Origin of the sequence: Paraburkholderia yinzeri (assembly GCF_046581065.1) — a bacterium.
Lineage (GTDB): Bacteria > Pseudomonadota > Gammaproteobacteria > Burkholderiales > Burkholderiaceae > Paraburkholderia.
In genome coordinates this window covers 524,234-546,637 of the sequence record NZ_JBFOCJ010000002.1, presented here as the reverse complement: position 1 = coordinate 546,637, position 22,404 = coordinate 524,234, and the positions used below count along the sequence as shown (strand labels likewise).

General features: G+C 66.7%; 20 protein-coding genes and 1 pseudogene. 11 read left to right on the top strand and 10 right to left on the bottom strand.

Annotation, left to right across the window (positions count from 1 at the left end; translation table 11 throughout):
• Nucleotides 1-38: 38 nt before the first annotated feature.
• The 3 genes from WJ542_RS19630 to WJ542_RS19620 all read right to left on the bottom strand — a co-directional run bounded on the left by WJ542_RS19630 (nt 39) and on the right by WJ542_RS19620 (nt 4,352).
• Entirely contained in the window at nt 39-1,424 is a 1,386-nt protein-coding gene (locus tag WJ542_RS19630; RefSeq protein ID WP_411192499.1) for a purine-cytosine permease family protein, read from the bottom strand.
• A gap of 193 nt (nt 1,425-1,617) precedes the next feature.
• Nucleotides 1,618-3,228 (bottom strand): phospholipase D family protein, encoded by a 1,611-nt coding sequence (locus tag WJ542_RS19625; protein ID WP_411191104.1) that lies wholly within the window; start codon nt 3,226-3,228, stop codon nt 1,618-1,620.
• A gap of 62 nt (nt 3,229-3,290) precedes the next feature.
• A complete protein-coding gene (locus WJ542_RS19620; protein ID WP_411191103.1) occupies nt 3,291-4,352 on the bottom strand; it encodes a LacI family DNA-binding transcriptional regulator in 1,062 nt (353 codons plus the stop codon).
• Between the two features lie 131 nt (nt 4,353-4,483).
• Here WJ542_RS19620 and WJ542_RS19615 point away from each other — a divergent pair, with 131 nt between their 5' ends.
• From WJ542_RS19615 to WJ542_RS19585, 7 genes are all read left to right on the top strand, one after another.
• On the top strand, nt 4,484-5,476 hold the full coding sequence (locus WJ542_RS19615) for a hypothetical protein (RefSeq protein WP_411191102.1): 993 nt from the start codon (nt 4,484-4,486) through the stop codon (nt 5,474-5,476).
• Nucleotides 5,477-5,525: 49 nt separating this feature from the next.
• Nucleotides 5,526-6,347, top strand: coding sequence for a TIM barrel protein (locus tag WJ542_RS19610; RefSeq protein ID WP_411191101.1), 822 nt, complete (start codon nt 5,526-5,528; stop codon nt 6,345-6,347).
• Between the two features lie 72 nt (nt 6,348-6,419).
• Nucleotides 6,420-7,352: a sugar ABC transporter substrate-binding protein gene (locus tag WJ542_RS19605; RefSeq protein ID WP_411191100.1), complete on the top strand. Its 933-nt coding sequence runs from the start codon at nt 6,420-6,422 to the stop codon at nt 7,350-7,352.
• A 58-nt stretch (nt 7,353-7,410) separates the two neighbouring features.
• A complete protein-coding gene (locus tag WJ542_RS19600; protein ID WP_411191099.1) occupies nt 7,411-8,982 on the top strand; it encodes a sugar ABC transporter ATP-binding protein in 1,572 nt (523 codons plus the stop codon).
• Nucleotides 8,983-9,034: 52 nt separating this feature from the next.
• Nucleotides 9,035-10,060 (top strand): ABC transporter permease, encoded by a 1,026-nt coding sequence (locus WJ542_RS19595; protein ID WP_411191098.1) that lies wholly within the window; start codon nt 9,035-9,037, stop codon nt 10,058-10,060.
• Nucleotides 10,061-10,242: 182 nt separating this feature from the next.
• Nucleotides 10,243-11,880, top strand: coding sequence for a gamma-glutamyltransferase family protein (locus WJ542_RS19590; RefSeq protein ID WP_411191097.1), 1,638 nt, complete (start codon nt 10,243-10,245; stop codon nt 11,878-11,880).
• Nucleotides 11,881-12,055: 175 nt separating this feature from the next.
• A complete protein-coding gene (locus WJ542_RS19585) occupies nt 12,056-12,301 on the top strand; it encodes a hypothetical protein (RefSeq protein ID WP_411191096.1) in 246 nt (81 codons plus the stop codon).
• Nucleotide 12,302: 1 nt separating this feature from the next.
• On the opposite strand, the gene WJ542_RS19580 is transcribed toward WJ542_RS19585, so the two are convergent.
• From WJ542_RS19580 to WJ542_RS19550, 7 genes and pseudogenes are all read right to left on the bottom strand, one after another.
• Nucleotides 12,303-12,518 (bottom strand): YXWGXW repeat-containing protein, encoded by a 216-nt coding sequence (locus WJ542_RS19580; protein ID WP_411191095.1) that lies wholly within the window; start codon nt 12,516-12,518, stop codon nt 12,303-12,305.
• Between the two features lie 59 nt (nt 12,519-12,577).
• The gene (locus WJ542_RS19575) at nt 12,578-13,756 is read right to left on the bottom strand and encodes a DUF1501 domain-containing protein (protein ID WP_411191094.1); all 1,179 of its coding nucleotides are present in this window, start codon (nt 13,754-13,756) and stop codon (nt 12,578-12,580) included.
• 5 nt (nt 13,757-13,761) lie between these two features.
• Nucleotides 13,762-14,759 (bottom strand): annotated as a pseudogene (locus WJ542_RS19570) (DUF1800 family protein).
• Between the two features lie 106 nt (nt 14,760-14,865).
• On the bottom strand, nt 14,866-15,360 hold the full coding sequence (locus WJ542_RS19565) for a periplasmic heavy metal sensor (RefSeq protein WP_411191093.1): 495 nt from the start codon (nt 15,358-15,360) through the stop codon (nt 14,866-14,868).
• Nucleotides 15,357-15,803, bottom strand: a complete 447-nt coding sequence (locus tag WJ542_RS19560; RefSeq protein ID WP_411191092.1) for a hypothetical protein — start codon at nt 15,801-15,803, stop codon at nt 15,357-15,359. The genes WJ542_RS19565 and WJ542_RS19560 overlap by 4 nt, the downstream gene beginning before the upstream one ends.
• On the bottom strand, nt 15,800-16,480 hold the full coding sequence (locus WJ542_RS19555) for an RNA polymerase sigma factor (RefSeq protein ID WP_411192498.1): 681 nt from the start codon (nt 16,478-16,480) through the stop codon (nt 15,800-15,802). Before WJ542_RS19555 ends, WJ542_RS19560 begins: the two co-directional genes overlap by 4 nt.
• Before the next feature lie 288 nt (nt 16,481-16,768).
• Nucleotides 16,769-17,059: a hypothetical protein gene (locus WJ542_RS19550; RefSeq protein ID WP_411191091.1), complete on the bottom strand. Its 291-nt coding sequence runs from the start codon at nt 17,057-17,059 to the stop codon at nt 16,769-16,771.
• A gap of 152 nt (nt 17,060-17,211) precedes the next feature.
• Here WJ542_RS19550 and WJ542_RS19545 point away from each other — a divergent pair, with 152 nt between their 5' ends.
• The 4 genes from WJ542_RS19545 (at nt 17,212) to WJ542_RS19530 (ending at nt 22,322) form a co-directional block, all read left to right on the top strand.
• Nucleotides 17,212-17,991, top strand: coding sequence for a DeoR/GlpR family DNA-binding transcription regulator (locus WJ542_RS19545; protein WP_411191090.1), 780 nt, complete (start codon nt 17,212-17,214; stop codon nt 17,989-17,991).
• Between the two features lie 363 nt (nt 17,992-18,354).
• Nucleotides 18,355-19,905: a glycerol-3-phosphate dehydrogenase gene (gene glpD, locus WJ542_RS19540; RefSeq protein ID WP_411191089.1), complete on the top strand. Its 1,551-nt coding sequence runs from the start codon at nt 18,355-18,357 to the stop codon at nt 19,903-19,905.
• A gap of 95 nt (nt 19,906-20,000) precedes the next feature.
• Nucleotides 20,001-21,503, top strand: a complete 1,503-nt coding sequence (gene glpK, locus WJ542_RS19535) for a glycerol kinase GlpK (protein ID WP_411191088.1) — start codon at nt 20,001-20,003, stop codon at nt 21,501-21,503.
• 99 nt (nt 21,504-21,602) lie between these two features.
• A complete protein-coding gene (locus WJ542_RS19530) occupies nt 21,603-22,322 on the top strand; it encodes an MIP/aquaporin family protein (RefSeq protein WP_411191087.1) in 720 nt (239 codons plus the stop codon).
• Nucleotides 22,323-22,404: the final 82 nt, after the last annotated feature.

Sequence of the window (22,404 nt, the reverse complement as noted above, 5' to 3'; positions counted from 1 at the left end):
GAAATCGGACAATTACGGAATGATGGCCTCGATTGCGATCAGCGGCTTTCGGCCGGCAGGATCAGCCGGTCCGGGATCGATTGCGGGGAGCGGCGCTGAGCGAGGTAATACACCACGGCCGGCACGATGAGGCCGAGGATCCACGAAATGTCGGTGCCGCCCAGCGCGTCGACGAAAACACCCGTATAGAAGCTGCTCGAAATGAAGGGCATCTGCACGAGCACGCCGAGCACGTAGATGGCGATGGCCCGCGTGTTCCAGCGGCCGTAACGTCCGTTCGGGTCGGAGAGCGCGGGCACGTCGTAGCGCGATTGCGTGAAGCAGTAGTAGTCCACGAGATTGATCGCGCTCCACGGCGTGAAGAACGCCAGCAGGAACAGGATGAACGCGGTGAATTCCTTGAGGAACGAGTGGCGGCCCGCGAGTGCGACGGCGGTCGAGATGCCCACCATCGCGACGATATAAACGAAGCGGTGCCGGGTGGAAATCGCGCGCTTCGCGCGGAATGCGCTCACCACGGTCGCCATCGACATGAAGCTGCCGTAGGCATTGAGCGTGGTGACGGTGAGCTTGCCGAACGCGATGCTGAAGTAGAGCATGGCGGCCACGGCGCCGCTCGCGCCGAGCCCGACGATATACGCGACTTCGTGATGCGCGAACGCGTGCCCGGCGAGCGCGGCGGCGAACACGCCGAACACCATCGCGGCCTGCGCGCCGATCACCGACCCCGATCCCACGGCGAGGAACGTGCGCACGGACGAGGTCGAGCGCGGCAGATAGCGCGAATAATCGGCCACATAAGGGCCGAACGCGATCTGCCACGAAGCCGAGAGCGACATGGAGAGCAGGAAACTCGGCAGCGTGAAGTGGCGGTTGGCGAGCAGCGCGCCGATGTCATGGTGTGCGAACAGTTGCGCGAACATGAACACGAAGGCGGCGACGCCGATCACGCTTGCAATGCGCCCGACGAAGTGAATCGAGCGGTAGCCGAGCAGCGTGAGCACGACGATGAGCGCGGCGAAGAGGCAGATGCCGGTGGTGTCGGAAACATTGAGCAACTGCGCGGTGGCCTGGCCGGCGAGCACGGTGCCGCTCGCCGAAAAACCGATGTACATGACGCACACCAGCACGATGGGAATGGCCGCGCCGTAGACGCCGAACTGCACGCGGCTCGAAATCATCTGCGGCAGGCCCAGTTGCGGCCCCTGCGCACCGTGCAGGGCCATCACCGCGCCGCCCACGAGTTGTCCAATCAACAGCGCGACGAGCGACCAGAACACGTCGCCGCCCAGCACCACGGCGAGCGCCCCGGTGATGATCGCGGTGACCTGCAGGTTGGCCGAAAGCCAGAGCGTGAACTGGCTGAACAGGCTGCCGTGGCGTTCCGTGTCGGGGATATAGTCGATGGAACGCGTTTCGAGCAGCTTGCGGCTCTCGGGCGCGGGTCGGACGAGGGATTCGGGTTGGGCCACGATGGACTCCGGAAAGGGGCGGATCGGCAAAAATGTCCGCACGCGGAACGGCGGGTTTTCCGGATGATGTTGTATAGACAACTCGGGCGGAATAGGGAATAACCCCGGTCATCTTCGTTGTCGCGTCAACCCGCTAACGGAAGTCTTACAGCAACCATTCGATCGGCAGGATCGAGAAGAACCATACGCCGAGGCGCGCGCTCCACGGCGTATTGGGTTCGGTGTCGTAGCGCGTGACCGTGTCGCCGCTGCGCTTGAGCCAGTAGAGCGAGCCGTCGGCGTCCAGCTTCGCTTCGTAGGCAAGCTGCGGCATCTGGGTGTGGAACAGGGTATCGATACGCTCCGCGAGCACGGGACTTTCGATCATGAGTCCGAGTTCGGTGTTCAGGCGCAGGGAGCGCGGGTCGAAGTTCAGCGAGCCGACGAACACGCGTTGACCGTCCACGGAGAAGGTCTTGGCGTGGAGGCTCGACCCAGAACTGCCGAACCCGCTGCCGCCCGCGGTCTTGCCGGCCTCGTCGGTATTCATGGCGGCCGCGCTGCGCAGCTCGAATAGCCTGACGCCGCCTTCGAGCAGGGCCTTGCGCCTGCGCGCGTAGCCCGAGTGCACGGCCGCCACGTCGGTGGCTTCGAGCGAGTTCGTCAGCACACGCACGTCCACGCCGTGTGCGGCGAGATCCGTGAAGTAGCGCGTGCCTGCCTCTCCCGGCACGAAGTAGGGCGAGACGAGATCGAGCGCGTGTTGCGGGTTGCCGAGTATGGCGTGCAGTTGCGCGATCACGAGGGAGTTGGGCGCGGCCTTGCCTTGCGCTTTCGCGGGATCGTCGCTCACGAGGCGCGTCTTCGCCCATTCGAACTGCAGCGCGCCGTCCAGCAGGCGGCGCACGTCCGTCGTTTTGCGCAGCGCGGCCACGTAGTCCGCTGCGGCGGGATTTGCCTCCACGGCTTGTGCCGCGCGGTCCAGCAGGTCGAGGGCGTCGGGCGGCGCCGGTTTGAGAAGCTGCGAGGCGGGCCACGCCGAGGCGCTGGCCCAGTAACGGTCGAAATCGTGCGCCACGTCGGTGGCCGCCGGGCCGACGGCGAGCACGTCGAGGTCGGCGAACACGACGCCGTCGGTCGCGCCGAAGTATTCGTCGCCGATATTGCGTCCGCCGAGTATCGTCGCAATGCCGTCGGCCGTGAGCGACTTGTTGTGCATGCGCCGGTTCAGTCGCGCGAAGTCCCAGAGGAAACTGATGTGCTTAGGTCTACGAACCGCGAACGGGTTGAAGAGCCGCACCTCGACGTTCGGATGCGCGTCGAGCGCCGCGAGCGTGGGATCGAGAGAAGAGGGGATGCCGTTGTCGTCGAGCAGGAGGCGCACCCGCACGCCGCGATCCGCGGCTTCGTGCAGGGCTTCGAGCAGTAGCGTGCCGGTGAGGTCGTCGCGCCAGATGTAGTACTGCACGTCGAGCGTGCGCTGCGCATGGCGCACGAGCGCCATGCGCGCGGCGAAGGCTTCGAGCGGGTCCGGCAGCGGGTCGATGCCCGTGAGTTCGCGATGCTCGGCGAGTTCGGGCGCCACGGCCGCGCCCAGCGGCGTGGCGAGTGCTTCCTGCGTGTCCAGTGCCGCCGATTGCGTACGCGGCGCGAGCGGCGGCAACTGGCAGCCCGACAGCGTGGCCACGCACAGCAGCAGCGTGAGCGCGGCAAGGCAGCGCCCGCGCAGCGCGCTGTGGCGGTGCGCGACCGGTAATCGGAAGGGCGTGGCTCGCATGGCGGAATCACTATACCGGCTCGGCGCACGCGGCGTTCCGCGCATGCGCACGCGGCGGCGCTTCAGGATTCGGGTAGATAGCCGGTTTTGCGCAGATTTTCCGACATGTACAGCCGGAACTCGTTGCCTTCGGCGGGCGGTGCTTCGTCCACCACGCCGCAGGCATGAAGCAGGTGTTGCAACGCGGAGATGGCCTGTCCGTCGGGGTCCTGATCGATGGCGAGGTCCATCGTGCCGTCCTCGATATAGCGCCGATGCTCGTCGGAGATCTCGTGCCCGACCCAGACGATCTTGCCGGCAACGCCCAGCTTGTGCAGCGCCGCGTCGATGCCGGTCGAACCCGCACCGCTGTTGTAGAGCGCGACGACGTCGCGGTGCTTCTTCAGCGCACGCAGGATGGCCAGATAGCACTGGTCGGGATCGTCGTGCGTTTCCACGCTCGCCGGATCGCAAACCAGGCCCGGAAAGCGCTCGCCTATCGCGTCCCGGCAACCGCGCGTCCGGTCGACGTGCGACCGGTACTGCAGGGCGTTGCACAAGACCACCACGCGCCCCGGCCCTTGCGCCATGCGTCCGATGAAATGGCCCGCCGCGCGGCCGGCCCGGTAGTTGTCGATGCCCGCGTAATGCACGCGGTCGATGCCGCCGATATCCGTTGCCAGCGTCACGATGGGTTCGCCCGCCGCGACGACCGTGTCGAGCGCCTTGCGTACCGGCGGCGTGTCGTGGGCGGTGATGATCAGCCCGTGGCGGCGGTAGGGCGGATACAGGATGGCGTCGAGAATCAAGGCCTCGTCGTCTTCCGGTAGCGCGGCGCGATGCACGATGACGCGCCGGTCGAGCATCTGGATGGAACGATGCAGCGCGAGCGCAAGGCGGCGATGGAATGGCGTGCTGTTTCTCGGCAGCAGGATGTCGAGGTGGACGAGGCCATGCCGGACCTCCGGCAGGACGCGCGGCACGCCCAGCCGCCGGGCGGCTTCCACCACCTTCGTGCGGGTGGCGGCGGAGACGCTGCCGCGCTCGTTGAGCACGCGGTCGACCGTGGCAGTGCAGACCCCTGCCTCCTCGGCGATTTCGACGAAGCGTGCCGAACGTTTACGGCGTGACGGTGACTTGGCCATGGGGCGTCCGGGTCGCTCGTTTTGACGAAAAATCGACATTCATTATGCCGATTTTTCGGCAAAAAAGCCCGTGCCTGACGGCGGCACGCTCACTACATTGAATCCGAACCGGATGCGGGAGCGGGCAGATCATGGCGGAACCGATGTTCATCGGCGTCGACATCGACGGCTTGCCGGGCAATGGCGGATCGCGCCGTGCGCGGCAGGCGGACGGTTTTCGGGTGGCCGCGGAAGCGGGGGTATTCGACTTTGTCGAGATTCATGCGAGCGCGGCCGCTCATCTCAAGCCTTTTTTCGAACTCGTCGATCGCTACGCACTGCCCATACGCGTGATTGACGGCACGTGGGGCGTTGGCGGCGACGAAGCGAACGCGAAGGATCTCATCGACGCCGGCTCGCGCGTGGGCGGCAAGGTGCTCAACGTGCGCCTCGCCGGGCGCCGCGACGACGCGCCGCCCTCGGACGAACAGCTTGTCGCCTTCTGGCTGCAGTTGTGCGAATGGGGCGAGCGGGCGGGTTGCGTGCCGAGCCTCGATGCCTGCTTCGCGTCCGGCCGGGACCGCACGCGCATCGCCCGACTTGGGGACCGGCTCGCGCTCATGGGGGCGCCGTTTCGGGTCACGCTGGATCATTCTGATCTCCTCATCAAAGAGGAAGCGTTGCAAGCGCCTGCTGCGCAAGACGCCGACACGATGCTCGCCGGGACGTCTCACGCCAGGGCGGTCGCGCAGCGGCACGCGGACTGGATCGACCGTGGCTGGGTCTGTCACGTGCGGACCCGCGGTGCGCTGTCGCGGTCGGCGGGGAAAGGACGCGCCGGGACTGCGTCGGCGCCTGGGGAGCGTTCCGGCTCGCCTGCCGCCCCGCAGCTCTGGGCGAAAGCCCGCGCGGAAGGTTGGCGCCGAGGCCTGCATCAGTTGATCCACTGGCAGGCGAGCGAACTTCGGCCGCGGCTGCGGCAGATTACCTGCGCCTTTGCGTCGCCGGCCGGTCGCCGCAACGGCGCCGGGCTCGACGCGCTGCGCGATAACGTGGCGTGCGCGCGCTGGCTGCGCGACCTGTGGCTCGATCAGATGGAAGCGCGGTACGGCGGTGCGCCGCCACGTCGGCATCATCATCGGTAAATCGATAAGCATAACGTAGTGAATCAAACCGCAGGCCATAGAGGAAGCGATGACAACACCCGGATTTCACTTTTCCCTCAATCGCATGAGCGCGCCGCGTTTGCCTTTCGGGCAATACGTCTCGCTGTGCAAGCGGCTCGACATTCGCACGATCGAGATCCGCAACGATCTGGACGGCGTGGAAACGCGCGACGGTACGTCGGCCGCCGAGCTTCGTGCGGCAGCCGAAGACGCGGATCTCACGATACTCACCATCAACGCGCTGCAGCGCTTCGAGCAATGGGATGCCGGGCGCGAGCGCGAGGCTATCGAACTGGCCGATTTCGCGGCCCGTTGCGGTGTGCAGGCGCTGGTGCTGTGCCCGACGAATTCGCGCGACGACCGGCGTACGGCGGGCGACCGACACGCCGATCTGGTCACAGCCTTGCAGGCGCTGGCGCCCATCTTGGGCGAGCGGCGGTTGATCGGTCTGATCGAGCCGCTCGGCTTCGAGGAATGCGCGCTGCGCCGCAAGTCCGACGCGGTCAAGGGCATCTATGCCGCGGCAGGCGAGCGTGTGTTCAAGCTCGTCCACGACACCTTTCATCATCACCTGTCGGGCGAAGACATCTTTTATCCCGATCTCACGGGGCTCGTGCACATCTCGGGCGTGGAGGACGACCTGCCCGTCGCGCGCATGCGGGATGGCCATCGCGTGCTGGTTGGCGCGGCGGACCGTCTGGGCAACGTCCGGCAACTGAAGACGCTGCTGCGGCGCGGCTATCGCGGCGCGTTCTCGTTCGAGCCCTTCGCCGCGGAGGTCGCAGAGGCCGGCGACATCGAGCACCGGCTGCGGACCAGCATGGACTACGTTCGGGCCGGGCTGGCCTGAGCCGCAGGCAGATCGACCCCAAGCCCCCGGAGGAGACAACCGGGCCGGGCATACACAAGGAGGAGAGGAAACATGAAGCGATATTTGATGGCGCTCGTGGCGGGCGCGGTGCTGGCCACCTCGTCGGCCGCGCGGGCGGAAAAGATCGGCGTGTCCATGTCGGCCTTCGACGACAACTTCCTGACCGTCGTTCGCAGTGCGATGAGTACCGACGCCGCGAAGCGGAAAGACGTGAGCCTGCAGTTCGAGGACGCGCAGAACGACGTCGGCAAGCAGTTGAACCAGATCCAGAACTTCATTGCGCAGAAGGTCGACGCGATCATCGTCAACCCGGTCGATACCGACGCGACGCCGAAGATGACGAAGCTCGCGGCGGCAGCCGGCATTCCGCTCGTCTATGTCAACCGCATGCCGTCCGACAAGCAGTTGCCGCCTAAGGTGTCGTTCGTGGGCTCCAACGAGGTCGAGTCGGGCACGCTGGAGATGAGCGAGGTCTGCCGGCTGATGGGCGGCAAGGGCAGCATCCTCGTGATGATCGGCGACCTCGCGAATCAGGCCGCGCGTCAGCGCACCCAGGACATCAAGAACGTGATTGCGAAGCCGCCCTGCAACGGCATCAAGATCGTCGATGCCCGCTCGGCGAACTGGCAGCGCACGGACGCAGTGGATCTGATGAACAACTGGCTCTCCGCGGGCCTCAGCTTCGACGCGATCGTCTCCAATGACGACGAGATGGCGCTGGGCGCGATTCAGGCGCTGAAGTCGGCAGGCAAATTCCAGAAGGGCACCATCGTGGCCGGGATCGATGCGACTCAGGATGCGCTGGCCTCGATGAAGGCCGGCGACCTGAAGGTGACCGTGTTCCAGAACGGTGCGGCGCAAGGCGCGGACGCCGTGGAAACGGCGCTCAAGCTTGCCCGCGGCCAGAAAGTGGACACCATGGTCTGGATTCCTTTTGAACTCGTCACGCCGGCGAATCTGCCCAGGTTCGCCAGCCGGAACTGAGCTTTCCTCGTCGGTCATGCCTTCATGAGGATACCTTGACGAAGGAAAGGAGTGTGTGATGCTTACTGAAGCTGAAGCGGCGATGAGTTCGCCGGCCTATCGGGCTACAGGCGGGGTTTTGGCCGGCACGGACAACCCGGAAGACAGCGGCCCCCTGCTGGAAGTGCGCGGCGTGCGCAAGGCGTTTCCCGGCGTCGTGGCGCTCGACAACGTGCGCTTCGCACTGAAACGCGGGACCGTGCACGCGCTGATGGGCGAAAACGGCGCGGGAAAATCCACGCTGATGAAGATCATTGCCGGGGTTTACACGCCCGACGAGGGCGAGCTGTGCCTGCGCGGCCGGCCTGCGCAGTTGCGCGGGCCCATCGACGCCCTCGCCAACGGTATCGCCATGATCCATCAGGAGCTGAACCTGATGCCGACCATGACCGTGGCGGAAAACATCTGGATCGGCAGGGAGCCGCGCAACCGCCTGGGTTTAATCGATCACCGGCAGATGGAGGCGATGACGCGCGCGCTCTTCGCGACCCTCGAAGTCGATATCGATCCGGCGGTCGAAGTTCGGCACCTCTCGATCGCGAGCCGGCAAATGGTCGAAATCGCGAAGGCCATTTCCTGCAACCCCGACGTGCTGATCATGGACGAGCCGACGTCCATGCTGACCGAGCACGAAGTGGAGCGCCTCTTCAGAATCATCCGGGGCCTCAAGGCGCAGGGGAAGGGGATCGTCTACATCACGCACAAGATGAACGAGCTCGCGCAGATCGCCGACGAACTGTCGGTGTTCCGCGACGGCTGCTACATCGGCACGCATGCGGCGAGCGAAGTCACGCGCGACGAGATCATCCGCATGATGGTGGGCCGCGAGATCACGCAGATGTTCCCGAAGGAGACCGTACCGATTGGCGACGTCGTGCTTTCGGTGCGGGATCTCGGCGTGGACGGCGTGTTCGACGGCGTGAGTTTCGACGTGCGCGCGGGCGAGATCGTCGGCATGGCGGGGCTGATCGGCTCGGGGCGCTCGAACGTGGCCGAAGCGCTGTTCGGCGTCGTGCCCGCCATGCGCGGCACGATCGGTATCGACGGCGAGACGGTGCGGATCGATTCGCCCGCCACCGCGATGAAGCGCGGCTTTGCGTTCCTCACCGAAGACCGCAAGGAAACGGGCTGCTTTCTGATGCTGGACGTGCTTTCGAACATGGAGAGCGCCGTGCTGAACCAGCGCTACGTGAAGGCGGGCTTTGTCGAGCAGGGCGCGATGGCGAATGCCTGCCGCGAGATGGCCGCGGCGCTGCGCGTGAAAACGCCGAGTCTCTACGAACCTGTTGAGAACCTCTCGGGAGGCAACCAGCAGAAGGTGCTCATCGGGCGCTGGCTGCTGACGCAACCGAGGGTGCTGATACTGGACGAACCGACTCGCGGCATCGACGTGGGCGCGAAGGCCGAAATTCATCGGCTCGTGTGCCAGCTCGCGGGCAAGGGCGTCGCAGTCCTGATGATTTCGTCGGAGCTGCCCGAGGTGCTGGGCATGTGCGACCGGATCGTCGTGATGCACGAAGGACGCATGACCGGCGTGGTCGATCGTGCGGAGGCCGATCAGCTGACGATCATGGATCTGGCCTCGCGCTGAGGCTGGGGCGGGCCGCGGCGCCGCACGATAAACCCACATTCAGGAGACGAAGATGACACAGAGCAACGTTGCAATCGAAGCGCAGGCCGTTGCGGTCCGGCCATTGCGCCGCCGCTGGCCGCCCGAGGCCAGCATCTTTCTCGTGCTGGTGGGCATGAGCCTCTTTTTCGAAGTGCTGGGCTGGATCGTCAATGGCCAGAGCTTCCTGCTCAACGCCGATCGGCTCGAGGTGATGATCCTGCAGATGTCGGTCATCGGCATCATCGCGGTCGGCGTGACGCAGGTGATCATCACGGGCGGCGTGGATCTTTCGTCCGGTTCGGTGGTGGCCGTGGCCGCCATGGTTTCGGCGAGTCTCGCGCAGGAGGCGGGATACGAGCGCGCGGTCTATCCGGCGCTGACCGGCTTGCCCATCGTCTGGCCGATTCTTGCGGGGCTTGCCGTGGGACTCGTGTGCGGCCTCATCAACGGCGCGTTGATCAGCTATACCGGCCTGCCGCCGTTCATCGCGACGCTCGGCATGATGGTGTCGGCGCGCGGCGCGGCGAAGTGGTACACGCATGGCCGCCCGATCAGCATGCTCAGCGACGACTTTGCCTGGATCGGCGCCGGCATGCATCCCGTGGTGATCTTTCTTGCGGTCGCGCTCGTGTTTCATATCGCGTTGCGCTACACCCGATACGGTAAGTTTACCTATGCGATCGGCGCCAATCGCGCGGCCGCGCGCGTGTCGGGGATCAACGTCGGCCGACACCTGATCCTCGTGTATTCGATCGCGGGTTTGCTCGCCGGGCTGGCCGGCATGGTGACTTCTGCCCGCGCGATTACCGGACAGGCCGGCATGGGCGTGAACTACGAGCTCGACGCGATTGCGGCCGCGGTGATCGGCGGCGCGTCGCTGGCCGGCGGCGTTGGCCGTATCGGCGGCACGATCATCGGCGTGCTCATTCTTGGCGTGATGACTTCGGGCTTCACGTTCCTGCGCATCGACGCGTATTACCAGGAAATCGTCAAAGGCGCGATCATCGTGGCGGCCGTCATTGCGGACCAGTACCGCAATCGCAGGCGGCGCGTGTGAATGAGTGTTGTCCGCCGGCGCGTCTCCACCCGCCGGCGTTTTTTCCACGACGTGTGCTGTGGGCGATATGGGCGGGATGCTCATATCGTTTTTTTTCGTCTTGCGGCAGGGCGCTTTCGTTGCAGCAAATCCAGGCGGGGCTGCTATTCTTTCTCCCAGACCGTCAACATTCCCGACTGCCCATGACACGCTTTGACTGGCACAACCCCTATCCGACCGTGCGCCTGCCGGTATTCGCGCGCAACATCGTTTCGACTTCGCATCCGCTCGCGGCGCAGGCCGGTCTGCGCATGCTCTGGAAAGGCGGCAACGCCGTCGACGCGGCCATCGCGGCGGCGGCGGCCATTACCGTGGTCGAGCCTGTCTCGTGCGGTCTCGGCGGCGACGCCTTTGCGCTCGTGTGGGACGGCGCGCGCCTCCATGGCCTCAATGCTTCGGGCACGGCGCCCGCGGCCTGGAACGTCGAGTATTTTCGCCGCCGCCACGGCGAGGAAGGCGGCCTCGCGAAGCAGCCCGTACGCGGCTGGGACGCCGTGACGGTGCCCGGCGTCATCGCGGGCTGGGAAGCCCTGCATGCGAAGTTCGGCTCGCTGCCGTTCGCCGATCTCATGGCGCCTGCCATCGAGATCGCCGAGCGCGGCCATGCCGTGGCCAGCATCGTTGCGCACAAGTGGCAGGCCGCGGTGCCCGAGTTGCGCAATCAGCCGGGCTTTGCGGAAACCTTCATGCCGCACGGCCGCGCCCCCAAGGTGAGCGAGCGCGTGCGTTTCCCCGGTCACGCGGCCACGCTGCGCCGGCTCGCGCAAGAGGGGCCGCGCGCGTACTACGAAGGCGAGATCGCGGAGCGTATCGCGGCGTTCTCGCGCGAGTGCGGCGGGGCGATGACACTGGACGACCTGCGCGGCTATCGCGCCGAATGGGTCGAGCCGATCGGCAAGACCTACCGCGGCTACACCGTGCACGAGATTCCGCCGAACGGGCAGGGCATCGCGGCGCTCGTCGCGCTCGGCATCCTCGAACAGTTCGACATGGCCTCGCTCCCGCTCGACGGCGCGGAAGCCCAGCATGTGCAGATCGAGGCGATGAAACTCGCGTTTGCCGACGTCTATCGCTACGTGGCCGATCCGCGCTCGATGGAGGTCACGCCCGCCCAGATGCTGGACGATGCCTACCTCGAGTCGCGCGCAAAGCTGATCGACCCGAAGCGCGCGACGCATTTCGGCTTCGGCATGCCCAAGGCGGGCGGCACGATCTACATGTCGGCGGTGGACGAGCGCGGCATGATGGTGAGCTTCATCCAGTCGAACTACATGGGCTTCGGTTCGGGCGTGGTCGTGCCAGGCACGGGTATCGCGCTGCAGAATCGCGGCTGCGGCTTTTCGATGGACCCGGCCTCGCCTAACGTGGTGGCGGGCGGCAAGCGGCCGTTCCATACGATCATTCCGGCGTTCCTCACGCAGCAGGTGGATGGCCGCCAGGAGGCGGTGATGAGCTTTGGCGTGATGGGCGGCGACATGCAACCGCAAGGCCACTTGCAGACGGCGGTGCGCATGCTCGATTACGGCCAGCAGCCCCAGGCCGCTTGCGATGCGCCGCGCTGGAAGGTCAACCGAGATTTCACGCTAGACGTGGAATCGACCTTCGACCCCGATACCGTGCAAGCGCTGCAGGACCGCGGCCATTCCATCAAGCGCATCGACGACCCGTACATGGACTTCGGCTCGGGCCAGTTCATCTGGAAGCTCGACCGCAACGACCCGGAGCGCGGCTACGTGGCCGCGAGCGATTCGCGGCGCGACGGGCTTGCCGCGGGCTGTTGAGCGAATCTTGCCCAAGCTCTTGAATTGACGCGCCAAATCGTGCGTCAAAGCGTGTCGAATGACGCCTCGCGCGACGGTGTGCGCACTGCTGAGCGCAGTGCACAGCAGTGCTATATTCTCCCTTTGGCTGCGAACGCGGCAGTGGCATTACTGTTTGTAAGGTATCGGAGAGAAAATGGCAGTCGAGTACCGTGGTTTTCGAGTCGCTGTCGATGCGAAGGCAGACGCAACAGACACGCAATGGCTGTGCAGTGCAAAGATCGAAGGGATTGCCGGTGAGGCACAGAACGTAACGCTGCCTTCCGTCGAGCTGACGATCCCCAAGCTGAAGATCGACGTGCTGATGGCGCTTTCGGCCGTCGAGCACCGAGCGAAGGACACCGTGGACGAGTGGCACACGGCGCACCCCTCGGTTGCCTGACTCACCAGGCGGCTACCCAGTGCCCCGGGATCCACTGCCAGTGGTTGCCATCCCAGCGGTAATGCCCCTTGACCCAATGGTAGCCGGGCGCCGGCGGGGCCGGGACGACTTCCACGCGCGGCGGGGGCTCGGGCGGCCGCGCCGGTTCGACCACACACGCTGAAAGCAGCGCGGTGCACGTGAGCAGCGTCGCCGAGATTTTTACGTTCTTCTTCACGTTTCGTACTCCTTAGAGTGGTAAGCCGGTGTATTGCTCATGCATGATGGTGAGCGCGTTCAGGTATGGATCAGGCCAGTCATCGCGCCCGGCGTGCCCGCTTCGGCGAAGAGCGCGGTCGCGGTGCGGTGCGGATCGAGTCCCAGGCTTTCGCTGGCCGCCCCCGCGATGAGCGCGTCGAGCGAGGCCGTGGGCTTGAGGTCGCGCCCTTCGTAGAGATCGGTGCTGCGCAGGCCGGGCCAGTCGGCCACCACGCGGCCGCCCTTGACGGCGCCGCCCACGAGCATCGCCACCGAGGCCTGGCCGTGATCCGTCCCGCCCGTGCCGTTGGCCGCCGCCGTGCGTCCGAACTCGGTGGCGACGAGCACGGTCGTCTTGCTCCAGTCCGCGCCCAGACCGTCGCGCAGCGAGGCGAGCATCGTATCGAGAGCCTTGAGCTGGTTGGCGAGGCGCGCGTTCTGCGCGCTGTGGGTGTCCCAGCCGCCCGTTTCGATCATCGCGATGCGCGGACCGTCGGGGCGCGAGAGAAATTGTGCCGCGAGCTTGCCGAGGCTCGCCGGGTCCTGGCGCGGACCGACGTCGCCGGCCAGTCCGCGCGCGCTCATGGCGGACGCCCACAGCGGCGCCAGTTGCGCATCGGCCTCGTAGAGCGCCGAAACGCGCAGCAGCAGATCGTCGGAAGCGGTCGGCAGGGCCGAAGGCGCGTACGACGTCACGCGCGCGGGCCCGCGCAGCGCGGCCGGCACCGTGGGCGCGAGCGCGATGGCGTTTTCGCGCGTGGCGGGCATCAGGCCGACGAGCCGGTTGAGCCAGCCGTCCTTGACCTGGTACGCCGCGCGTCCGCCCGTTTCCAGCACGTTCTGGCCGTCGAAGTGCGAGCGGTCGCGGTACGGCGAAGCGATGGCGTGATAGAAGAGCGCTTCGCCCGACTGGTACATCTGCGCCATCTGCGCGAGCGACGGGTGCAGCGCGAAGGTGCCGTCGAGCTTCGTCGCGCTTGCCGCGTCGATGGCGAGCGGGCCGCGCAGCGTCGCATAGGCGGGCTCGGCGTAGGGGACGACGATATTGAGCCCGTCCGCGGCGCCGCGCTGGATCACGAAGACGAAGCGGCGGTCCGTGGCCACGTTCGCAAAGACCATTTGCGGCGCGACGAGCATCGCGCCCGCGCCGGCGGCGGCAACGCGCAGGAAACGGCGGCGAGAGAAAGCGCCACCGCGGGAATCGATACGGGGGACCATGGCGATCACCTCCTCAGAAAGTCGGGCGAGACGAGCAGCAGCGCAAGCGCCGTTGGGGCGCTCTCGGCGTGGGCGACCGCCGTGGCCGTGGGCGTGCTGAGCGAGCCGGCCGTCAGCGTCTGGCCCAGCGTGCGCGGGTCGATCTGGTCGCCCACGCGGGCGGCGAAGCGCTGCGCCACCTCCACGCGGCGCACGAGGGCGTCGGGCGCGGCCCAGCTAGCGGCAATGTCGTCGTAGCCGGCCGGCGAGCCGGGCCGCCAGACCGGCTCACGTCGTCCTGCGTATAACCGCTACGCACACCTAAGGTATGCAGCTCCATGATCTCGCGCGCGAGGTTTTCGTTGAGCCCGCGCTTCTGGGCCGGGTTGTGTGCGTCCGCGCGCAGGGCCGCTTTGCTGTCGGGGCCCACCGAGCGCGTCTGGTCCAGAAAGACCTGCATGGCCGGATGTTGCTCCACCGCCACGAGCATGTCCTCGAAGCGCCCCAGCACGTGCGGCCGGATCGCCTCCATTTCGAACGCGCCCGCGAGCCCGGCCACCTGGCCCTTGTCGACGGAGACGGCGAAGTGATTCGACCAGAAATACACGAGACGGTCGACGAAGGGCGTATCGCTCGCCAGCGCGCTCGCGAGGCGAGCGTTCACGGCGTTGCGATAGATCTCGACGCTCTCGCGGCGGATATCGCGGTTCGCCGCCTGGCGCGCTGCCTGTTGCGACTGCGGCGATTGCGGCAACTGCGGCGATTGTGAGGATTGCCGGGCGGGTTTCGAGGCATCGCTGGCGGCCATGTCGGTCATGGCCTGCTCGCGCTCGGCGCCAAAGCGCTGCGCGATCGCGGCTGCGCCCGGCTGCTGACTCCATGCGGCGGGCAGCGGTTCGTATTGCGCGAACTGCGCGAGGAGCCAGTCGCGGGGCTCGGCGGGCGGCGCTTCGTCGGCGCGCGCGCCGAGCCCGAAACGGTTCATCGCGATCGCCGCGGTGCTGATGGTGGGCTGGGTTTCCATGCGGAGTCCTTCAGAGTGCTGCATGCAGTGCGTACCCTCGTTAAACGGACACACTGCGCAAATCCGTCGCTCGTCCCCGAAGTTTTTTAAACGCGTGGCACCCGCATCATTGCGTGTCGCTCACCGGTTTCGGCGGCTTCGCGGCCGGCAGTCGCCACTGGCCGCGCTGCCTCAGGCCTTCGGCGAACTTCACGCGCTCTTCGGGCGTCAGCGTGGCGGCGTAGTCGGCGATGCCGCTTTCCACCTGCGCGCGCAGCGCGGAGTCGGCCGTGCGCGTGCGCGCGAGGGCGTCGTCCAGCGCGGCGCGATCCAGTTGCGGCGCGGCGAGCAGGTCGAGCACCACGCGGCGATCGTCGCGGGCTTCGCGCGCGTAGGCCCTGCCTTCGCGGCGCGCGTTCTTCAGGGCTGCGACGAACTGGGCCTGCCGCTCGGGCGAAAGATCGTCGGCGGCGAAGCGCAGGGCCGTGCGCTGCGCGGGCTGCACCTCGCGCGCGCCTTGCGTGGCGAACCAGCGCCACGCGCCTCCCGCGATCGCGCCGAGCAGAAAGACGTTGAGCAGTACCGATCCCGCGATCAGTACCTTCCAGCCGCGGCTGTTCATTCGTCGCTCCAGTCGGCGCTGGACCCGCCGAAGCCCGTGCCCAGATAGCTGCTGTCATGCGCCTCGTACGCGTCGTACGAGGCGTGCGGCGTGCTGCCGAGCACGAAGAAGGACATCACGAGCGCGCCGGCCAGGACGCCCGCGAGGCCGGCCCCCGCGAACGCCGCACCGGACCACCAGAGCCGCCGCTTCGGCGCCGCGGCGCGCACGGGGGCGGGCGTGGGCGCCGTGGCGACGATCTGCTCGATGAACGCGCGCGTGGGCGGTGCGATCGTGTCGCGCGCGAGCCAGGAGTCCAGCTCCAGGGCTTCTTCCAGCGTTGCCTGGGCTTCGGCCCGGTGCGAGCGCGCCCATGCGAGCGCATCCTCGCGTTCGTGCGACGGCCAGCGGCGCGGATCGGCGCCATAGGCGCCTACGAGTGTGTGGAAGCGTTCGGGTGTCATGCTATGTCCTTGCTTGCGCCGTCGCCGGCCAGTTGCGCGCGCAACGAGCGCCTCGCTCGCGCGAGCAGGCTCTCCAGTGCGTCGACGGAAATATCCATCAGAACCGCGGCCTCGATGTTCGACAACTCCTGATAGTAGGTGAGCACCAGCGCCTCGCGCTGGCGCACGGGCAGCGTGGCGAGCGCCTCGCGCACGCGTTCGTCGCGCGCGCGGGCGGCAAGCCGCGCTTCGGGCGCGGCGTCCGGATCTGGCTCGTCCGGCAGATCGTCCACGGGCTCTTCGCGCCGGCCGCGCAGGCGGTCGTAACAGAGGTTCAGCGCCACGCGGTGCAGCCAGGTGTCGAACTTCGCTTCACCGGTGCGCCACTGCGGCGCCTGTTTCCAGATGCGCATGAAGGCCTCCTGAGCGACGTCTTCGGCTTCCATGCGGTCGCCCAGCATGCGCGTGGCGAGCGCGAGCAGCCGGGGCAGCTTGTGCGTGACGAGCGTGCGCACGGTGCCCGCATCGCGCGCGCCCACCCGGGCGACGAGTTCCGCGTCGGGATCGCGCTCGCTCAAGACACACCGGAGCGGTTCGGGCGCAACGTGCCCGGCGTGAGCCGGCTGTGCCACCTCGTTCGGACAGGTCGTCGGGCCTGCCGCGCGTGTTTCATCGTTATCCACTCCCAGGCTGAACAGCGGTCCGGCGGCCTCCGTCCAGGCGCCTCGGCCGCGCGCGGGCGAGACCCGGCCGGGCCACCGGTTCTGCTTGTACAGGTGCCGCGCGTGCCCGCCAGGCGGATCGCCCCGCGTGGCGGGATCGACGGGGTCGCGAGCGTTCAGGTTCAATATACGACGACCGCCGGATGGTAGTAGGCGGGCCTTTCAGGGACCACGATGCAGCCCGACAGCAGGGCGGCGGTCAAGACCGCGGTCAACACAAGTAGCAGGGACGTTTTCATGTTTGTCGCCGGAAGCACCGCGGGCTTACGCCCAGTGGCCCTCTACCCAGCGCCAGTTCGGGCCGCGCTGGACCCAGTGGCCCGGCACCCACCGGTAGCCGGGGTGGACGCGCTGCCAGTGGCCGCCAATCCAGACGTAGCGCCCCTGGTCCCAGCGCCAGTGGCCCGGATCCCAGACGAAGCCGGCGCGCGGCGGCGGCACGACTTCGACGCGCGGCGGCGGCGGCGCGGCGACAATGACCTGGGCAACCGCGGCCGAGGTGGCGAGCGCTGCGATGACGGCGACCGCGAGGCGCTTGAGAGGGATGGTTTGCATGACTTTTTCTCCGGGGCGTTGACGGGGACAGTGTCCCGTTTTTCCTTTAACGGCCCGGCATCCGGAATCCGTCGCGCGCCACGCAAAAATTTTTAGTCGCATGACTCCCCTTACAATAGGGACAGCTTTTTCACGCCCGGCCAGCCCAGACCATGACCCGAGACCTACGCCTCACCCTCAATGCGCGCCAGCAGGAGTTGCTCGACTGGGTGCAGCGCGACGGCTTCGTCACGGTGGACGATCTCGCGGCGCACTTCAATGTGACGCCGCAGACGATCCGCCGCGACGTGAACTGGCTCGCCGACATGAACCTCCTGCGCCGCTACCACGGCGGGGCGAGCCTGCCGACGAGCTCGGAGAACCTCTCGTACAGCGCGCGCCAGGGCCTGTTCCATGACGAGAAGCGGCGCATCGCGGCGCTCGCGGCGAAACACATTCCCGATCAGGCCTCGCTCTTCATCAACCTCGGCACGACCACGGAGGAGGTGGCGCGCGCCCTGAACCACCATCGCGGCTTGCACGTCATCACGAACAACCTGAACGTGGCGAGCATGATGAGCGGCTATCCCGAGTGCGAAGTGCTGATCACGGGCGGCATCGTGCGGCCGTGGGACAAGGGTATCGTAGGCGAGCTGACCATCGACTTCATCCGCCAGTTCAAGGTGGACTACGCGATCATCGGCACCTCGGCCATCGAAACGGACGGCACGCTGCGCGACTTCGACACGCGCGAGGTGCGCGTGGCGGAGGCCATCATGCAGCACGCGCGCACCGTTTATCTGGTGACGGATCATTCGAAAATCGACCGGCCGGCGCTTGTGCGCCAGGGGCATCTGAGCCAGGTCCACGCGCTCTTCACCGACAAACCGCTGCCGCCCGAAATGAACGAGACCATTGCGGCGGCGGGCACGCAGGTCTACGTGGCCGAGTAGCGGCCTCTCCAGGGGCGGGAGCGTGCCGGGCACGCGTTTCATGTTCGTTCGAACATGAAACCGGCACGATTCGAACATCGAAACCGCCCCAGCCGCGTGCCACTGCGGCACGCACCGTGCTCGCTCAGGACCTGAATGGCGTACTGCCAGGCCGGGTTTCGAGCCCATTTATCGAGGTCTTCTTCCACGCAGAGGCCGTCCGGTACGGCCTCGTTGCCGTCGCGCCAGGTTGGGCCTCCGGCTGCTGTAGCGGCCCGCATACTCAGGCAAACCCTAATCAAGAACGAACTTTACTTTTTCGAATTTGTTCGTTAGATTTCGAATTCGAACATTTCGGGTTCGTCTAATTTTCAGGGACAGCAGGTGAGTCAACAGAATCGGTACGATCTGCTCGTGGTTGGCGGCGGGATCAACGGCGCGGGCATCGCGCGCGACGCGGCCGGGCGCGGCCTCTCCGTGCTCCTTTGCGAGCAGGACGATCTCGCTTCGCATACGTCTTCGGCCAGCACCAAGCTGATTCACGGCGGCCTGCGCTATCTCGAGTACAAGGAGTTCGGTCTCGTGCGCAAGGCGCTGCAGGAGCGCGAGACGCTCCTGCGCGCGGCGCCGCACATCATGTGGCCGCTGCGTTTCGTGATGCCGCACATGCCGAACCTGCGTCCCGCATGGCTGATCCGCGTCGGCCTCTTCCTCTACGACCACCTCGCGAAGCGCGAACTGCTGCCGGGCTCGCGCGGCATCGACATGCGCCGCCACCCGGCAGGTGCGCCGCTCGTCGATTCGATTCGCCGCGGCTTCGTCTATTCGGACGGCTGGGTGAACGACGCGCGCCTCGTCGTGCTCAATGCGATGGATGCGAAGGAGCGCGGCGCCGAGATCCTCACGCGCACGAAGCTCGTGTCGGCCCGTCGTGCGAATGGCGCGGAGTGGCAGGCGCGGCTGCAGCGCGCGGATGGATCGGTCCTCGACGTGCGCGCCCGCGCGATCGCCAATGCGGCGGGCCCGTGGGTGGGCGAGGTGCTGCACGGCGCGCTGGGCCGCGGCGCGCAGCACAGCGTGCGGCTCGTGAAGGGCAGCCATATCGTGACGAAGCGCCTCTTCGAGCACGATCATGCGTACATCTTCCAGAATCCGGACAAGCGCATTATCTTTGCGATTCCTTACGAACACGACTTCACGCTGATCGGCACGACCGACGTGGAGTATCACAACGATCCCGCACAGGTTGCCATCGACGGCGACGAAACGCGCTATCTGTGCGACTCGATCAACCGCTACTTCAAGCGCAAGATCTCGCCCGCCGACGTCTACTGGACTTATTCGGGCGTGCGTCCGCTGCTCGAGGAAGAGGGCGCCGACAACCCGGCCGCCGTGACGCGCGACTACAAGCTGGAGCTGGACGAAGGCGAAGGCGCGCCGCTCCTCTCCGTGTTCGGCGGCAAGATCACGACCTTCCGCAAGCTTGCCGAAGAGGCGTCCGACCTGCTGTGCCGCGCGCTCGGCTCGAATGCCGGCACGTGGACGGCGGGCGCGCCGCTGCCGGGCGGCGACATGGCCAATGCGCGCTTCGAGCCGTTCGAGCAGGCCTTCGCGAAACGTCACGCGTGGCTGCCCGCGCCGCTCCTGCACCGCTATGCGCGCGCCTACGGCACGCGCGCGAGCCGCGTGGTGGGCGACGCGGTCTCGCTGGCGGGGCTCGGCGAGGAGATCGCGCCGGGAATCTACGAAGCGGAATTGCGTTACCTGCGCGACGCCGAATGGGCGACCTGCGCGCAGGACGTCCTGTGGCGCCGTTCGAAGCTTGGCCTGCACATTGCGCCCGATACGTTCGGCGACGTGACGGCCGCCATCGACGCCTGGTTCGGCGTCGCGCGAGCAGCGGCGGCTCCGGCAGCCCAGGGCGCGGCGTACTAAGTGGTGCACTAAAGCCGGGCAGCGAGGCCTGGCAATCAAAACGTGCCGCCTCGTGCGGCGCGAATCACAACTACCAACGGAAGGAGATGAGAGACATGCAGGATCAATACATTCTCGCGCTCGACCAGGGCACGACGAGTTCGCGCGCGATGCTGTTCGACCGCCAGGGCAACATCGTTTCGATGGCACAGAAGGAGTTCGAGCAGATCTACCCGCAGCCGGGCTGGGTCGAGCACGACCCGCAGGAAATCTGGTCCACCCAGGCCGGCGTGGCCGCCGAAGCCGTCACGCGTGCGGGCATGAACGGCGCCAATATCGCCGCCATCGGCATCACGAACCAGCGCGAGACGACCATCGTCTGGGACCGCGAGACGGGCCAGCCGATCTATAACGCGATCGTCTGGCAGGACCGCCGCACGGCCGACTTCTGCGACCAGCTCAAGGCCCAGGGTCTCGAAGCGAAGGTGCGCGCGAAGACCGGCCTGCCGATCGACTCGTACTTCTCGGGCACGAAGATCCGCTGGATTCTGGACAACGTGGAAGGCGCGCGCGAAAAAGCGCGCCAGGGCAAGCTCGCGTTCGGCACGGTCGACAGCTGGCTCATCTGGAACTTCACGAAGCACGAATTGCACGTGACCGACGTGACGAACGCGTCGCGCACGATGCTCTTCAACATCCATACGCGCGAGTGGGACAACGACCTGCTAGAGGCGCTCGACATTCCGCGCAGCATGCTGCCCGAAGTCCGTTCGTCATCCGAAGTTTATGGGCCGACGAAGACCACGGTGTTCGCCTCGAAGATTCCCATCGCGGGCATCGCGGGCGACCAGCAGGCGGCGCTCTTCGGCCAGATGTGCACGACTTCGGGCATGGTGAAGAACACCTACGGCACGGGCTGCTTCCTGATGATGAACACGGGCACGAAGCCGATCGAGTCGAAGAACAATCTCGTCACGACGATCGCCTGGCAGATCGGCAACGAAGTGAACTACGCGCTCGAAGGCAGCATCTTCATTGCGGGCGCCGTGGTGCAGTGGCTGCGTGACGGCATGGGCGTCATCAAGAGCGCGGCCGAGATCGAGGCGATTGCCGCGAGCGTGGCGCATACGGACGGCGTCTATCTCGTGCCGGCGTTCGCCGGTCTCGGCGCGCCGCACTGGAACGCGCGTGCGCGCGGCTCGCTCTTCGGCGTGACGCGCGGTACGACCTCGGCGCACCTTGCGCGCGCGGCGCTCGATTCGATTGCCTACCAGTCGCTCGACGTGCTTTCGGCCATGGAAGCCGACTCGGGCATCAGCATCGGCGAGCTGCGCGTGGACGGCGGCGCGAGCGCGAACAATCTGCTCATGCAGTTCCAGGCCGACATGCTGGGCGTGGACGTGGTGCGCCCGCAGATCACCGAGACCACGGCGCTGGGCGCTGCGTACCTCGCGGGCCTCGCGACGGGTTACTGGAAGAGCATCGACGAAGTGCAGAGCCAGTGGCAGCTCGACCGCCGCTTCGGCCCCGGGATGGCGGCCGACCAGGTGGACAAGTGCCGCGCCGGCTGGCAGCGCGCGGTGCGGGCGGCCAAGGCATGGGCGGACGACACGCACTGAGCCGCATTCCCAATCAATCAGGCATACCAACAAAAAACATTTTTCATGCAGTGGGACGCGCATGAGCGCGTACCTGCCGCGTGGGTAGAGAGACACATCATGTCACCATACATTGCAGAATTCATCGGCACAGCGATTCTCGTGCTGCTCGGCAACGGCGCGGTCGCCAACGTGCTGCTCGCCAAGACGAAAGGCAACGGCGCCGATCTCATCGTCATCGTGTTTGGCTGGGCCATGGCCGTGTTCGTCGCGGTCTATGTCACGGCGTCGTTCAGCGGCGCGCACCTGAATCCGATCGTCACGATCAGCCTCGCGCTCGCGGGCAAGTTCGCGTGGTCGAAGGTGGGCGGCTACATTGCCGCGCAGATGCTGGGCGGCATGGCCGGCGCGCTGATCGTGTGGCTTGCCTATCGCCAGCACTTCGCGCGCGAAGCCGACGCCGACCTCAAGCTCGCTGTGTTCTGCACGGCGCCCGCGATCCGCAGCGTGAAGCACAACGTGCTGACCGAGGCCATCTGCACGTTCATCCTGATTCTCGGCGTGCTGTATCTTGCTTCGCCGCAGGTGGGGCTCGGTGCGCTCGATGCGTTGCCGGTGGGCCTGCTCGTGCTGGGCATCGGTATTTCGCTGGGCGGCCCCACGGGCTACGCGATGAGTCCGGCGCGCGATCTGTCCCCGCGCATCATGCACGCGCTGCTGCCGATTCCGGGCAAGCGCGACAGCGACTGGCGCTATGCGTGGATTCCGGTGATCGGGCCGCTCGTTGGCGGAGCCGCGGCAGCCGGACTCTATAACTACCTGCACCTGCACACGGTCTGACCGGGCGTCCCTCGCGTCATCGTTCACGCCCCGGGGCTTTCGCGGCCCCGGGGCGTTGTTGCTTGTACGCTGTTTGTATGTC